Consider the following 14570-nt stretch of genomic DNA (forward strand, 5'->3'; position numbering starts at 1 on the left):
CTTCCCTGCAACCAGCCCGAGGCGATGTTCGATGCGTGATGACAAGACCCTGCCTGCCGTAGCCGATGTCCTGATCATCGGCGGTGGCCTGAGTGGCACCATGCTCGCAGTCCAGTTGCTGCGCCAGCCCGGCATGCGACGCATCCTGATCGTCGAGCCCCGGGCCGAGCTGGGCAGGGGAGAAGCCTACAGCGCCACTGAGCCGGGACATACCCTCAATGGCAATGCTGCCCGGATGAGTGCTGATCCCGATCACCCTGATGACCTGACCCAGTGGTTGACCCAGTATCTGGCCGATGGCGGCTGGCCTGAGTCCAGGGAGCAATCGGTGCCGGTGTCGGTGCTGTTTCCGCCACGTGGCGTCTTCGGCCTGTATGTGCAGCAACGTCTGCGGGAGGCTCAGGCGGTCGGGCAGGTTCACGGCTCCAGTGTCGAGCATGTTCACGGGGAAGCGGTGGATCTGCTGACCAACGAGTCGGGTGTCGCTGTCACCCTGGCCGACGGGACCGGGTTGCAGGGCCGTTTCGCGGTGCTGGCCACGGGAATGTACGCGGCTTCACGTACGCCGCAGCATCATTCCAATGGCCTCAATGCGGCAGCGCTCGATCCCTGGAACGTCGAGGTCATGCGTCGGCTGGATCCGCAGTCCACCGTGCTGATCATCGGTTCCGGGCTGACCATGGTCGATGCTGTGGTGTCCTTGCAGCAGTCCGGGCATCGTGGCCCCATCCGGGTGTTTTCCCGTCATGGCCTGCTGCCTCATGTCCGCCGTCAGCCGCCGGAGTGGGCGGACTTCCTCGGCCAGGACCACAGCATCCGCAGCACCCGGCAATTGGTACGCAAGGTGCGCGAACAGTGTGAACTGGCCATCGAGAGCGGTATCGACTGGCAAGCCCCTCTGGATACGGTGCGGGCCAATATCGGTCGCTTGTGGAACCAGGCTTCGGATCGTCAGCGTCGTCAGTTCGTCAGGCACGTCCGGCCCTGGTGGGAAAGCCATCACCATCGTTCGCCACCGCCCAGTGCTGCGCTGCTTGCGGAGCTGGTGCAACAGGGGCGGCTGACGATTCAGGCGGCCTCCTTGCAAGGTGTGAAGTCCGAGCCTCAGGGACGGGTACACATTCAGATCCGGCATCGTGGTCAGAGCCAGTCGTCACTGGTTCCCGGAGATGCCCTGATCAACTCCACGGGTATCGAATACGACTGGCGCAGGGTCGATCGCCCGTTGCCACGCCAACTGTTGGCACGCGGCCTGATTCAGCCAGGGCCTCTGGCGTTGGGGATTGCCGCCGATCTCGATGGAGCGGTTCTCGATGCCAAAGGGCGTCGTTCACAGTGTCTGTTTGCCATGGGCCCGCCGCTGCGGGGCATGTGGTGGGAAAGTACTGCGGTGACCGATGTGGCGATCCAGTCCAAGGCACTGGCCCTGCGCCTGACCGCCTTGCTCTCAGACCGATAGGTGCAGCATCTGCTCGCCTTGCAGGTTTTCACCGGGGCGGCGTTTGTTGACGGCCAGTTCGCCGATGCGAATCAGGTGCGCCCGTGTGACATTGCGGGTCAGGCCCAGCAGGTTGGCAGTGTGTACCTGATTGTGATGGCAGAAGCGATAAGCCGCCCTTAGCAGGGCATCTTCGACTTTCTCATGCAGGGCACCGGCCTGTTCTTCAAACAGCTTTTGAAAGGCGCGTTTGAGCAGTTCTTCCGCCGACTCATCGCCCCTTGGCGATTCTTCCTGGCGCTCTATCCTCAGGTTCGAGAGGCGCAGGTCTTCATGCTGGATAACCCCGTTACGGCAGACCAGCAAGGTGTGGTGGATAACGTTTTCCAGTTCGCGAATATTGCCCGGCCAGCTGTAGCTCTTGAGCTTCAGTTCGGCTTCGGCACTGATGCGTATCGGGCCGTAGTTCAGGCGCTGGCTGTAGATATCGATGAAGTGTCGGGCCAGCGGCAGAATATCGCCCGGCCGCTCGCGCAGCGGGCTCAACTCCAGATTGACCACGTCCAGCCGGTAATACAGATCCTCGCGGAAATGTCCGGCATTGATGGCTTTTTCCAGTTGCACGTTGGTCGCGGCCAGCACCCGCACATTGATGGGAATGCTCTTGCGTGAGCCCAGGCGCACCACCTCGCGCTCCTGCAACACACGCAGCAACTTGACCTGCAGAGGCATGGACAGATCGCCGATTTCATCCAGAAACAGCGTGCCGCCATCGGCCTCTTCAAACCAGCCGGACTTGGCGCTCAAGGCACCGGTAAAGGCACCTTTCTCGTGGCCGAACAGTTCGGCCTCGATCAGGGATTCGGAGAATGCGCCGCAGTTGACCGCCACGAAAGGTTTGTCGCGGCGATGACTGAGTTCATGGATATGCCGTGCAACCAGTTCCTTGCCGGTACCGGTTTCCCCGATGATCAGCACACTGGCATCGCTGGGCGCCACTTGCTGGACATGGGCCAGCAAGTCTCGGGATTTGGGGTCCTCGAAAACCTGGGCCGTGGCCCGGATCGAAGTCGCCAGGGCCGGCGAGGGCGGCAAGGTCAGCAGTTGCACAGCCATCACTTGGCCTGCGGTGGCAGATCATTGGCGATCATTTCGCCAAAGGGGCCGGTGAGGTTGGTGATGCCGCGACCTGCGAGGCTGGCGTAAGGTTCAGGCAGCAGCGGGAACACCAGCTCGGCGAAGCGGTAGGCTTCTTCCAGGTGCGGGTAGCCGGAGAAGATAAAGCTCTCGATGCCCAGGTCCGCATATTCCTTGATGCGTGCCGCCACTTCCTGCGGGTTGCCCACCAATGCCGTACCTGCACCACCGCGCACCAGACCGACGCCGGCCCAAAGGTTTGGAGCGATTTCCAGGTTGTCGCGACGACCATCATGCAATGCAGCCATGCGACGCTGACCTTCGGAGTCGAAGCGGGAGAAGGATTTCTGTGCGGCGGCGATGGTTTCGTCGCTGATGTGTTCGATCAGGCTGCTCGCGGCTTTCCAGGCTTCTTCGCTGGTTTCACGCACGATCACATGCAGACGGATACCGAATTTGACGGTACGGCCCTTGCGCGCAGCGCGCTCGCGGACATCGGCCAGTTTTTCGGCCACGGCGGCAGGCGGCTCACCCCAGGTCAGGTAGACATCCACCTGATCGGCGGCCAGGTCATGGGCCGCGTCGGAAGAACCACCAAAGTACAGCGGCGGATAAGGTTTCTGGATCGGTGGATACAGCGCCTTGGCATTCTGCACACGCAGATGCTTGCCCTCGAAATCCACGGATTCGCCTTGCAACACGCGACGCCAGATTTTCAGGAACTCGTCGCTGACTTCGTAACGTTCGCTGTGATCGAGGAAGCTGCCATCACCACGGTTCTCATCCGGGTCGCCACCGGTGACCACGTTGATCAGCAAACGGCCACCTGATAGGCGGTCCAGGGTCGCGGCCATGCGTGCCGAAACCGTCGGTGAAATGATCCCCGGACGAATCGCCACCAGAAATTTCAGGCGCTCGGTCAGCGGCACCAGCGCCGAAGCAATGACCCAGGAGTCTTCGCAGGAACGGCCGGTAGGAATCAACACACCGTGATAGCCCAGATCATCGGCAGCCTGCGCCACCTGCTTCAGGTAGTTGAGAGTGACCGGGCGTGCGCCTTTGGTCGTACCCAGAAAATGACCATCGCCGTGGGTGGGAAGAAACCAGAAAACGTTCATGACAATTCCTTGGGAAGATCAGGCAGTGTTGATAGCTGGACAGCACCTACTGTTGCCTCGCAGACAGTTGGCTCACAGCGCGGGAGTGGTGCCAGTTATAAAGGCTGCGATTTATTCCGTAAAAGAACTGAAATCTATATTTTTATAGCTTTATTGAATATGAAGGGGCGAGCTGTTTGTGAGGCAGCAAACAGCATTCGCGAGGCGTCATTGAAGACGACAGATTTTCTTTGGGTTCACTGGCTCTTCGCGAATGAATTCGCTCCCACGGAAACTCAACCCATACGCCCGTCACTGAGTCGAAACTTTTGCCTGCGCAGCCCTGTCATTTTTTACGATGAGCAACGGGAGACAGGCAATGGCAAGGGCAATATGGAAAGGAGCGATCAGTTTCGGGCTGGTGCATATTCCGGTGGCGCTGGTATCGGCGACTTCGTCCCAGGGTGTCGATTTCGACTGGCTCGACAAGCGCAGCATGGACCCGGTTGGCTATAAGCGGATCAACAAGGTCACGGGCAAGGAGGTGAAGAGCCCCAACATCGTCAAGGGTGTGGAGTATGAGAAGGATCGCTATGTCGTACTCAGCGAAGAGGAAATTCGCTCTGCTCACCCGCGAGCGACACAGACCATCGAGATTTTCGGTTTCGTCGATAGCCAGCAGATTCCTTTGCAGAACATCGACACACCTTATTACCTGGCCCCGGACAAACGGGGCGGCAAGGTCTATGCCCTGCTACGCGAAACCCTGAAGGACACCCAAAAGGTGGCCTTGGCCAATGTAGTGCTTCACACCCGTGAACATCTGGCTGCCGTCATGCCTCTGGAGTCAGCATTGGTGCTGGTGATTCTGCGCTGGCCGGCTGATGTGCGAGGGCTCGACGAGCTCGAACTGACCGAAGAGGTGACGGAGGTTTCCCTGACCAAGAGCGAACGTGACATGGCCAAGCGTCTGGTCAAGGACATGAGCGCCGAGTGGCAGCCCGACGAGTACCGCGACACCTTTCAGGAAAAGATCATGCACCTGGTCGAAACCAAGGCGCGGGAAGGCAGTATTGAAAATGTGGGCACCGATAGCGGCGAAGACGAACGCCAGAGCGCCGATGTCATCGACCTGACCGATCTGCTCAGGCGCAGCCTGGCAGGCAAGAGCACCGCGAAGAGCAGCAAGCCGGCCAGCAAAGGCAAACCCCGGCCGCCAGCCAAACAGCGTCCAGCGACCAGGAAAACCAGCAAGGCTTCCTGAGCGCTCCGGAGATAACTGATCATGGCCAAGTCCGTCAGTGAATACACCCGCAAGCGCAACTTTGAAATCACTTCCGAGCCTGCTGAAACGTCGGAAAAGAAAGGCAAGGCGCATACCCGTGCGTTGAGTTTTGTGATTCAGAAACACGATGCGCGCAACCTGCATTACGACTTTCGCCTGGAGCTCGGCGGCACTCTCAAAAGCTGGGCGGTTCCCAAGGGGCCGAGCCTGGACCCGACGCAGAAACGTCTGGCGGTTCATGTGGAAGATCATCCCCTGGGCTACGCCAGCTTCGAGGGCAGTATTCCCAAGGGGCAATATGGTGGCGGTGACGTGATTGTCTGGGATCGTGGCGTCTGGCAACCCCATGGCGATCCGCAAGAGGCCTATCGGCAAGGCAAACTCAAATTCACCCTCATCGGTGAAAAGCTGACCGGCGACTGGGCACTGGTGCGTACGCGCCTCAAAGGCAGCGGCGACAAGGAGCAATGGCTGCTGATCAAGGAGAAAGATGCCGTCGCCCGGCCTGCTGCCGAGTACGACATCATTCGCGAACAGCCGCAAAGCGTAATCAGCGGCAATCAAGTGGGCATGACGCGGACCGTCAAGGAGAAAAAGACGGCGAAGAAGCCCCGGCCCGCGAAGCAGGACACCTTTCCCGAACAGCTGGCGCCGCAACTGGCGACCCTGGTAGAGGCGCCGCCTGAAGGTGACTGGCTCTACGAAATCAAGTTCGATGGCTATCGAATTCTTGCTCGGCTCCACGACGGCGATGTGAAGCTGCTGAGTCGTAACGGCAATGACTGGACTGACCGCATGCCGCAACTGGCCAGTGCCCTCAAGGCGCTGAAGCTCAAGGACAGTTGGCTCGATGGCGAAGTGGTGGTGCTCGACAGTCAGGGCCTGCCGGACTTTCAGGCGCTGCAGAATGCCTTCGAGACCGGACGCAGCCAGGACATCCTTTATTACCTGTTCGATGCGCCCTTTCTGAAGGGGCAGGACATGCGCGAAAGACCTGTCGAAGAGCGGCGTGAAGCGCTCAGGCAGGTGCTCGACAAGCAGAAAAGTACCTTGCTGCGTTACTCCGATGCCTTTCGGGTGGGGCATCGGAATATCGTCGAAAGTGCCAGCGCCATGGGGCTTGAGGGCGTGATCGGCAAGCGGGCCGGCAGCCCTTATGTCAGCAAGCGCAATGCCGACTGGATCAAGCTCAAATGTCGGCTGCGCCAGGAGTTCGTGATTGTCGGCTATACAGCGCCCCAGGGCAGTCGCAGTGGTTTTGGTGCCTTGCTGCTGGCGGTCAATGACGAGGAGGCGGGGCTGGTGTATGCCGGTCGGGTCGGGACGGGCTTCAGTGCGGTGCTGCTCAAGCAACTGCTCAAACGCCTGGAGCCTTTGCAGCGCGATACATCGCCTCTGGCCAGGCCACTCAATTCGGCTCAGAAGCGCAATGTGCAATGGCTCGAACCGCAACGGGTCTGTGAGGTGGAGTTCGCCCAGTGGACCCGCGAAGGCATCTTGCGTCAGGCGGCATTTGTCGGTTTGCGCAGCGATAAACCGGCCAGCGATATCGTACGCGAGCATCCGCAACAGGTGACTGCGCCCAGTGCACCCAAGGTTTCCAGAAACGCCAGAGGCAAGGTCAATGTGGCAGGTATTGGTGTCAGCCATCCCGAGCGGGTCATCGACCGGGAAAGCCAGGCGCAAAAAATCGACCTGGCACATTTCTACGAGTCCATCGCCGACTGGATTCTGCCGCATCTGGCCAACCGGCCGGTTGCCTTGCTGCGTTGTCCTGAAGGTGTCGAAGGCGAGCAGTTCTTTCAGAAGCACGCCGAGCGGCTGGTCATCCCGCACATTCATAAACTGGACCCGGCCCTGGATCCCGGCCATGCCCCGCTGATGGAGATCGATACCGTGCAGGCACTGATCGGTGCCACCCAGATGGGGGCCATCGAATTCCATACCTTGGGCGCGACCCATGACCGGATCGAAACCCCGGATCATCTGGTTCTGGACCTCGACCCCGATCCGGCCTTGCCCTGGCGCAGCATGATCGAAGCCACGCAAATGCTTCTGGCAGTGCTTGAAGAACTGGGACTTGAGGCTTTTCTCAAGACCAGTGGCGGCAAAGGCATGCACATCATCGTGCCTCTGGTGCGGCAGGCGGACTGGGACAGCGTCAAGGCGTTCGCCAAAGCCATCGCCGAATTCGTCAGTCGGCAGTTGCCAGAGCGCTTTACCGCAGTGATGGGACCGAAAAACCGTGTCGGCCGGATCTTCGTCGACTATTTGCGCAATACACGTGGCGGCAGTACGGTTACCGCTTATTCCGTGCGCGCCAGGCCCGGGCTTCCGGTATCGGTGCCCATCAGTCGTGATGAACTGGAAGGGCTGCAATCCGCCCGGCAGTGGCACATCGGTAATCTTGAGCAACGTTTGCGTCAGCTCGGATCCGACCCCTGGGCGGGGTATCGAAACAGGCAGCGCCTTACGCAAAAGATGTGGAAGCAACTGGGTGCCGAACCAACCAGGAGAACGCCATGACCTCATCGACCGGATTCACCCGCAGGCGGCTGCTCACTCTGGCTGCCGGAACGGCGGCTGCTCTGGCATTCGATAGCGCCGCTGCGAACGACAAGCCGCCGACCATTCCATCGCCGACTTCACCCTCGAAGCTGACCCAGGAAGGCAAGACTATGCTGACCCGAGCTATTCCCTCCAGTAACGAACCCATTCCCGTGGTCGGGTTGGGCACTTATCGCGGTTTTGATGTGGCGACTTCAAGCCCTGCCTACAAGCAATTGCGTGCCGTGCTCGATGCGCTGTTTGCGGCGGGCGGCAGTGTCATCGACAGCTCGCCCATGTATGGCCGTGCCGAGCAGTCGACGGGCGAATTACTGTCCATCCACGAACCCCGTTCGCCTGCCTTTCTCGCGACCAAGGTCTGGACCCGTGGGCGCAAGGAAGGCATTGCGCAGATGGAGGACTCTTTCCGGTTATTGCAGACCGAACGTATCGACCTGATGCAGATTCACAACCTGCTGGACTGGAAAACCCATCTGCCGACCCTGCGGGAGTGGAAGGAGCAAGGGCGGATTCGCTATATCGGCATCAGTCATTACACCTCGTCGGCCTACGACGAAGTGGAAGCCGTGCTCAAGGCCGAGCCGCTGGATTTTCTGCAGATCAACTATGCGCTGGATGATCGGGCCGCCGAGAAACGCTTGCTGCCGCTGTGCCGCGAGCGCGGCGTGGCAGTGATCTGCAACCGGCCGTTTGGCGGCGGAGGCCTGCTTTCACGACTCAAGGATAAACCTTTGCCTGGCTGGGCCGGGCAGGTGGAAGTGAACAACTGGCCGCAACTGGCGCTCAAGTTCCTGCTGGCCAATCCGGCGGTGACCTGCGTGATTCCCGGCACCGGCAACCCGCGCTATATGGCCGAGAATGCCGGCGCAGGATTCGGACCGATGCTGACCGATGCCCAGAGGCAGCAATTGATTGCGTTGGTGGGGTGACAATTCGCGAATGAATTCCACAGCCAGTTCAGACTGTGGGAGCGAATTCATTCGCGAAAAAAAATCAGCCACTTACAGAATCCGGTACAACAACCGCTCGATCCTGACCCGACTGACCCGGCGCAGAAACTTGCTCACGCCTTCGGGGTAATTGGCCAGGGTATCCAGTTCGTCGTACTGGCCAACCCGCTGGGTGTTCTGCATCAACTGCTGAATCTCTTCTTCCCGCGGCTTGAGCCACTGGCCTTTCGGGTCATCGATCAACAGGCCGTTTTCCAGGTCCAGATTGAAAGCCCGAGGGTTGAGGTTGTTGCCGGTCAGCAAGGTATAGCGATCGTCTACCCAGACGCCCTTGAGGTGGAACGTATTGTCGCCGTGCTTCCAAAGATGCAGGTTCAGTCGGTGCTGGGCGATGGCCTTCTTGTGCTTCTGGGCGAAGCGACGCAGGCTGATTTCATACAGGTAGGGCAGGGCAGAAATGACCTTGAACGGCTCTTCGGGAGGAATGAAGAAGTCGTTGGCGGTCTTGTCGCCAATGATGATGTCGACTTTCACACCGCGCTTGAGGGCCCGATTGATTTCCCGGGTCACCGCCACCGGCATATTGAAATAGGGCGTGCAGATGGTCAGTTGTGTCTTGCTGGCGGCGATCAGGTCGCAGATGGCCCGGTTGAGCGGGTTACGTGGGCCGACGCCCAGCAGCGGCATGATGCGCAGTTCACCGTTTTCCTTGTCGCCTGCGCTGGTTTCATAGGCTGCGCGCTTCAGGTTGCTGCGAAAAGCCCTGATCTCGCCCCGCAGGCTGCGGGAGTCCGGGGGCGATGGCAGGTCCAGGCGGTGGACGGCCGGCGATGGCAGGATTTCGCGCTGCACCATGTCCACGAAGGTGTCGGCCAGTTGCCTGTTCTGGATCAGGTGATAGCGGTCCAGACGGTATTTGTCGAGCTTGTGCAGGTAAACGTTATTGATGCTGGCGCCGCTGTAGATGACGCAGTCGTCGATGATGCTGCCCTTGAGATGCAGGACGCCGAACAGCTCGCGGGTCTGCACCGGCACGCCATAAATCGGGACTTCCTCGTCGTACTCCAGATTCTGCGCCTGATACCAGGCCGAGTTTCCCGCCTGACGACCCGCCCCGATCAGCCCTCGCTGGGCACGGAACCAGTCCACCAGCACCACGACATCCAGCTCGGGACGTGCAGCCTTGGCGGCATACAGTGCGTCGAGGATTTCCTGGCCGGCTTCGTCCTGTTGCAGATACAGGGCGATGATGTAGATGCGCCGGGTGGCAGAAGCGATCTTCTCCAACAGGCAGCGTCGGTATTCAGCGGCAGAAGGAACAAGGGTGATGGCATCGTCGGACAAGGCAAAACCGCGAAGCGTGGCCAGGGTCGAGCGTCGGAAGTTGGACTGCATAAGCCTCTCGAAGGGATAACCAGCAGCGCACGAGCTTACACCAGACTCGACACAAGGTCGCCGTTGAAGTCTGTCGCAATGATGTCTGTTTGTAATGCACAGACCGCGTCGAGTCGCGCGGTCTGTGCGTTCGATCAGTAACCGTTACGTTTCAGAATCGAATCGATGCTGTCTTTGGCCGGGCGGCCATAGAACTTGAGGAGTTCCGTGGTGCGGTTGGTGAAGAAACCGTCGACCCCCGTGGAACTGATCTGCTTGAAGTCCACGGCCTCATCCACGGTGTAGGTGTGGACCACCATGCCCTTGTCGTGGGTCACGTTGTTCATCCAGGGTTTGACCAGATCCATATAGCTCTGGTCGCCGCCATCGGCGAGCTGCGAGGATGGACCGGTGCCGATGGCGCCATGAGCCTTGGCCCAGTCGATCCAGGCCACGAATTCTTCCTGGGATTTGATTTCCTGAGCGGCGTAATAGCTGGCCTTGTCCTTGAAGCCCGAGTCCTTGAAAGGAACGGTGGATTTGGGTTCTATCGAGCCTTCACCGATCCACAGCAAAAGCACCTTCGGAACCTTGGGCATTTCCTTCTGCAGCAGCACCAGGCTGGATTTGTCGAAGGTCTGCAGCACGACGCGCCCCGGCGACTGGGCGACGTTCACATGGCCAGCCGCTGCTGCCGGGCGCGGGCTGAGCCAGCCGCGCTTGGCCAGGGCCTTCTTCAGGTCGGCCTCGATGCCCGGAAACTGGGTCGGGACCTTGGTCTCGATATACAGCCCCGGCTTGTTGGCGCCACCTTCGGCGATATCGATCACTTCATCCAGGGTCAGAATCTGCAGGCCTGCATACGTGTCGCGAGCCCGTGACGGGTAGGCCTTGTTGAACCAGCTGCCGGCATCCAGCTCCTTGAGCTCGGCCAGTGTGAAACTGCTGACCGGGTCTTTGCTGCGCTTGGGGTAGACCTGGGCGATATTGGTGGTGCGGTCGAGCGTGTCGTCATGCAGGGCAATCAACACCCCGTCCTTGGTGCGTTGAATATCCATTTCCAGATAATCCGCGCCCAGATCCCGTGCCAGCGTATAGGCCGGAATGGTTTCTTCCGGCGCATCGAACGAAGCGCCACGATGGGCGATCACCGCCGGCCAGGGCAGACCGTTCTTCTCACTGATGACCTTGCCCGGCGCATCGGCTGCCGATGCCGTGCCTGTGGACAGCATCACACACGCCATGACTGCGGTTGCCAACAGACGGGCCAGCGGGTTCTTGTGAAACGGAAATCGGGAAAATCCTTGCATGATCTGCTTGTTCCTTATTTGCATGATGGGTCATGACGAAGCCACGGCATGAAGCATTGACCACATTTACAGGAAGTGGTGTGACGATTCAAATCGTGCATGAGCCGACACCCTCAGGCATGACCCGCTTATGTCTTGAGAGGCGTCTTGCGCGGGCGGCCCCCCTTGAGACCATTGGCGCGAGAGGCTCGTGCCTTGGCTTTGCTGCAGGCACGTCCATTGCGACTGGCTATCAAGGTTGCGGCCATATCCATCAGCGGCAAGCTTGAGGCCACCATTCCTGCAATTGATATATGCAGGTCGTGCTTTTCCAGGCACAAGGCACTGCCTGCAAACCCCAGTTTCAGGTGTTCAAGATCCTCAAGGGGCAGAGAGGCCAGTTCAGGATAGTTTTTGATGGGCAGTGCCAGCGCGCTTTGATCGTCGAACCCGATCAGCAGACATTGACGCTCCGCGAGATAGTGCAGAGTGCTGGCATGCAATGTGCCATGACCTCGTGTGCGGCCCTGAAAGCGGGCTTTTTCCAGAATCTCTTCGGTAATGATTTCGTCGAATCGATCCTCGGCCTTTACGGTTGTCATAATTCGATCTCCAAGGGTTCGGTGTCGCCTGCCAGATGCAGTCTGGTTTTATAGGCAGTTGCGTCGAAGTGGCCTGACAATATCTCCCGTGTATTGCGGTGCGAGTGTTTTGGGCTTGTCACTTCGCATGCGTTCATGTCCCATCGCTGGTTTTCCAGACATAGTGTCTTACGGCTGTTCCACCAGTATTCACGAGCCCTGCGCAAATTATCGCGTCGTTTGATGATCTGTCTGAGTTGTTCGAGTACTGCTTTGCAGGGTTCGTTTTTTGCGGGAGTCACATCCCACAACCGTACGCCGTTGTGCCAGAAACTGAACAGGAAGCGTGCATCCCAATGGTCTGTGCCTGCATGTACATGGGGAGGGCAATGCTCATTGCGCGTCAGTATCGCGATGGTGATTCCCTTGTGCTTGCAAATTCGCATTATTAACCCATCTGTTAGGTTTTAGTCTATATCCAAACTAAGCAGAGGGCAGTTGAGCGTAAAAACTGTGAGCAGACCATAAGCAAGGCAATACAGGATTTAACGCTGGAAACGTTGAGTCTTTCTCCTATAGGCGGGTTGGAATTTTCCTTCAGTAAGTGTTTTTTTATCCTGCAAAGAGGATCGCCCAAGCACCCCAAGTCGCGTTACTGTCAGACCTTTCATGACCTGTTAAGGAAAAAGTGCATGACGACGGTACTGGTACTGGTCGAGAGCGTTAATGAATATTTGCCGATTCTGGAGAGCAGCGGTTTTCGCTTGATCCGTGCGCCCACGGCCGCTTTGCGTGCCGAGGCCATTGCTGAACATGGCCATGAAATTACCGCTGTAATGACCCGCGGGCCTCTGGGGCTGTTTGCCGAGGAAATGGACGCGCTGCCTCATTTGCGGATCATCTGTGTATCGGGTGCCGGTTACGAGAAGGTCGACCTTGCGGCTGCCCAGGCTCGCGGAATCACCGTGACCAATGGCGCCGGGGTCAATGCGCCGACGGTGGCAGACCATACGATGGCATTGCTGCTGGCGATCGTGCGCGATATTCCTCAGAACGATGCGTCTGTGCGGCGCAGTGAGTGGCGCAAGGTCACGTGCCCTTCATTTGCCGGCAAGCGCCTGGGGATTGTCGGTCTGGGGGCTGTCGGGCTGGCCATTGCCAAGCGGGCTCAGGCATTCGATATGTCGATCCAGTATCACAACCGCAAGGCCCGCAACGATGTGGATTACCTGTGGTACGCGACCGTGCTCGAACTGGCGGCGGCTTCGGATTTTCTGATCATTTCGACACCTGGCGGCAATGGCACGCAGCATCTGATCGATGCCCGGGTGCTCGAAGCATTGGGGCCGCAGGGCTATATCGTGAATATCGCCCGGGCCAGCGTCGTCGATACCCAGGCCCTGGTCGAGGCCTTGCAACAGCGCCGCATCGCCGGTGCGGGTCTGGATGTCTTCGATGACGAGCCGCACGTGCCGGATGTCTTCAAGACCCTCGATAACGTGGTGCTGACGCCCCATGTGGGTGGGCTTTCTCCCGAGGCATCGAAGGATATGGTCCTGATGGTCAACAAGAACCTGCTGGCGTTTTTCTCCGGGCAACCGGTTCTGACCCCGGTCCATGAGTGAGGCTCCGTTCTCACCCGTGAGCAAAACCTGAGTGTGCATTCAGGCATTGAATGCTTGCTGTAACGCCAATTCTGATTGCACTCAGGCACGCTTATAGTCTCGATCACACACATGGGAGGCGTATGGACATGCAAGACGGGGAAGGCAAGACGCTGCGAATCGGTCTGGTAGGAGATTTCGATCCAGAGGTGCCTGCGCATCAGGCGATTCCACTGGCGCTGGACATGGCGACCGTCATAGATATTCCTCAGGTTCAGCACCAATGGCTGCCGACATCGGACATCGGTGAGGGCGAAATCCTCGCCGGTTTTGACGGTATCTGGTGTGTGCCCGCCAGTCCTTATCGGGATATGCAGGGCGCGTTGACCGCCATTCGTTTTGCCCGTGAGCGGCAGATACCGTTTCTGGGCACCTGCGGCGGTTTTCAGCATGCCTTGATCGAATATGCCCGCAATTGCCTGGGCTGGCAGGACGCCGAGCATGCCGAAACTTCACCGGATTCGCCTCACACCATCATTACTCCCTTGAGCTGTTCGCTGGTCGAAACCACGGCGGCGATTCAACTGCAGCCCGATTCGTTGATTGCGCAAGCCTACTGCACCGCTGAAATTGCCGAGCGCTATCGATGCCGCTATGGCCTGCGCCCTGAGCTGGAAGCCTCGATGTTCGAAAATGGGCTGAAGGTCAGCGGTCGCGGGCCGGAAGGGGACGTCCGCAGCATAGAGCTGCAAGGCCATCCGTTTTTTGTCGCCACCCTGTTCCAGCCGGAGCGGGCTGCCTTGCAAGGCGTGGTCCCGGCGCTGGTGGCGGCTTTCGTTCGGGCCTGTGCCCGTCGTGCTGAAGGAGTTTGTTCATGATCGCCGCCCGCTTTCCAACGCCTTATTACGCGGTGATCTTCACGTCGTTGCGCACGCCTCAGGGGGCCGATGATTATGAAGTGGCCGCCCACAGGATGGTCGAACTGGCCAGGGAACAACCGGGCTTTCTGGGTGTGGAGTCGGCTCGCGGTGAAGACGGCCTGGGAATCACTGTTTCCTACTGGACGGACGAGCAGGCCATCCTGGGGTGGAAGCAGCACATTGAACATGCCCGAGTGCGAGAGCAGGGACGTGCGAACTGGTATCAGGCCTGTACCACCAGAGTCTGCAAGGTCGAGCGGGACTATGCCTTTGATGCCCAGACATACTGAAACAATGATTCAGCCCTTTGGCCCTGTCTGAATCTGC

The 14570-nt window shown here is 59.1% G+C and carries 12 protein-coding genes; 7 read left to right on the forward strand and 5 right to left on the reverse strand.

The window, feature by feature from the left end:
• The first annotated feature begins 31 nt into the window (after nucleotides 1-31).
• Complete coding sequence (locus KQP88_RS08485) at nucleotides 32-1459, forward strand: FAD/NAD(P)-binding protein (RefSeq protein ID WP_216705385.1); 1428 nt, start codon at nucleotides 32-34, stop codon at nucleotides 1457-1459.
• On the opposite strand, the gene KQP88_RS08490 is transcribed toward KQP88_RS08485, so the two are convergent.
• Both KQP88_RS08490 and ssuD read right to left on the reverse strand, forming a co-directional pair.
• Complete coding sequence (locus KQP88_RS08490; protein ID WP_200994040.1) at nucleotides 1448-2554, reverse strand: sigma-54 interaction domain-containing protein; 1107 nt, start codon at nucleotides 2552-2554, stop codon at nucleotides 1448-1450. The two genes, KQP88_RS08485 and KQP88_RS08490, sit on opposite strands and share 12 nt — an antisense overlap.
• A complete protein-coding gene (gene ssuD / locus KQP88_RS08495; protein WP_200994039.1) occupies nucleotides 2554-3693 on the reverse strand; it encodes an FMNH2-dependent alkanesulfonate monooxygenase in 1140 nt (379 codons plus the stop codon). The genes KQP88_RS08490 and ssuD overlap by 1 nt, the downstream gene beginning before the upstream one ends.
• A 358-nt stretch (nucleotides 3694-4051) precedes the next feature.
• On the opposite strand from ssuD, the gene ku reads away from it, so the two are divergent.
• From ku to KQP88_RS08510, 3 genes are all read left to right on the forward strand, one after another.
• On the forward strand, nucleotides 4052-4936 hold the full coding sequence (ku, locus tag KQP88_RS08500; protein ID WP_216705386.1) for a non-homologous end joining protein Ku: 885 nt from the start codon (nucleotides 4052-4054) through the stop codon (nucleotides 4934-4936).
• A gap of 21 nt (nucleotides 4937-4957) precedes the next feature.
• On the forward strand, nucleotides 4958-7483 hold the full coding sequence (gene ligD / locus KQP88_RS08505) for a DNA ligase D (RefSeq protein ID WP_216705387.1): 2526 nt from the start codon (nucleotides 4958-4960) through the stop codon (nucleotides 7481-7483).
• A 152-nt stretch (nucleotides 7484-7635) separates the two neighbouring features.
• The gene (locus tag KQP88_RS08510; protein WP_216705917.1) at nucleotides 7636-8454 is read left to right on the forward strand and encodes an aldo/keto reductase; all 819 of its coding nucleotides are present in this window, start codon (nucleotides 7636-7638) and stop codon (nucleotides 8452-8454) included.
• A 72-nt stretch (nucleotides 8455-8526) separates the two neighbouring features.
• Here the strand turns inward: KQP88_RS08510 and pssA are convergent, their stop codons facing one another.
• The 3 genes from pssA to KQP88_RS08525 form a co-directional block, all read right to left on the reverse strand.
• On the reverse strand, nucleotides 8527-9870 hold the full coding sequence (gene pssA, locus KQP88_RS08515; RefSeq protein WP_216705388.1) for a CDP-diacylglycerol--serine O-phosphatidyltransferase: 1344 nt from the start codon (nucleotides 9868-9870) through the stop codon (nucleotides 8527-8529).
• A gap of 134 nt (nucleotides 9871-10004) precedes the next feature.
• Nucleotides 10005-11159 (reverse strand): glycerophosphodiester phosphodiesterase, encoded by a 1155-nt coding sequence (locus KQP88_RS08520; RefSeq protein ID WP_216705389.1) that lies wholly within the window; start codon nucleotides 11157-11159, stop codon nucleotides 10005-10007.
• Nucleotides 11160-11287: 128 nt separating this feature from the next.
• The gene (locus KQP88_RS08525; RefSeq protein ID WP_200994033.1) at nucleotides 11288-11740 is read right to left on the reverse strand and encodes a DUF2442 domain-containing protein; all 453 of its coding nucleotides are present in this window, start codon (nucleotides 11738-11740) and stop codon (nucleotides 11288-11290) included.
• A 671-nt stretch (nucleotides 11741-12411) separates the two neighbouring features.
• Between KQP88_RS08525 and KQP88_RS08530 the strand changes: the two genes are divergently transcribed.
• From KQP88_RS08530 to KQP88_RS08540, 3 genes are all read left to right on the forward strand, one after another.
• Complete coding sequence (locus KQP88_RS08530) at nucleotides 12412-13344, forward strand: 2-hydroxyacid dehydrogenase (RefSeq protein ID WP_200994032.1); 933 nt, start codon at nucleotides 12412-12414, stop codon at nucleotides 13342-13344.
• A 122-nt stretch (nucleotides 13345-13466) separates the two neighbouring features.
• Entirely contained in the window at nucleotides 13467-14201 is a 735-nt protein-coding gene (locus KQP88_RS08535; protein ID WP_200994031.1) for a CTP synthase C-terminal region-related (seleno)protein, read from the forward strand.
• On the forward strand, nucleotides 14198-14533 hold the full coding sequence (locus KQP88_RS08540; protein WP_216705390.1) for an antibiotic biosynthesis monooxygenase family protein: 336 nt from the start codon (nucleotides 14198-14200) through the stop codon (nucleotides 14531-14533). Before KQP88_RS08535 ends, KQP88_RS08540 begins: the two co-directional genes overlap by 4 nt.
• Nucleotides 14534-14570 lie beyond the last annotated feature (37 nt).

The organism is Pseudomonas lijiangensis, from assembly GCF_018968705.1.
GTDB classification, from domain to species: Bacteria; Pseudomonadota; Gammaproteobacteria; order Pseudomonadales; family Pseudomonadaceae; genus Aquipseudomonas; species Aquipseudomonas lijiangensis.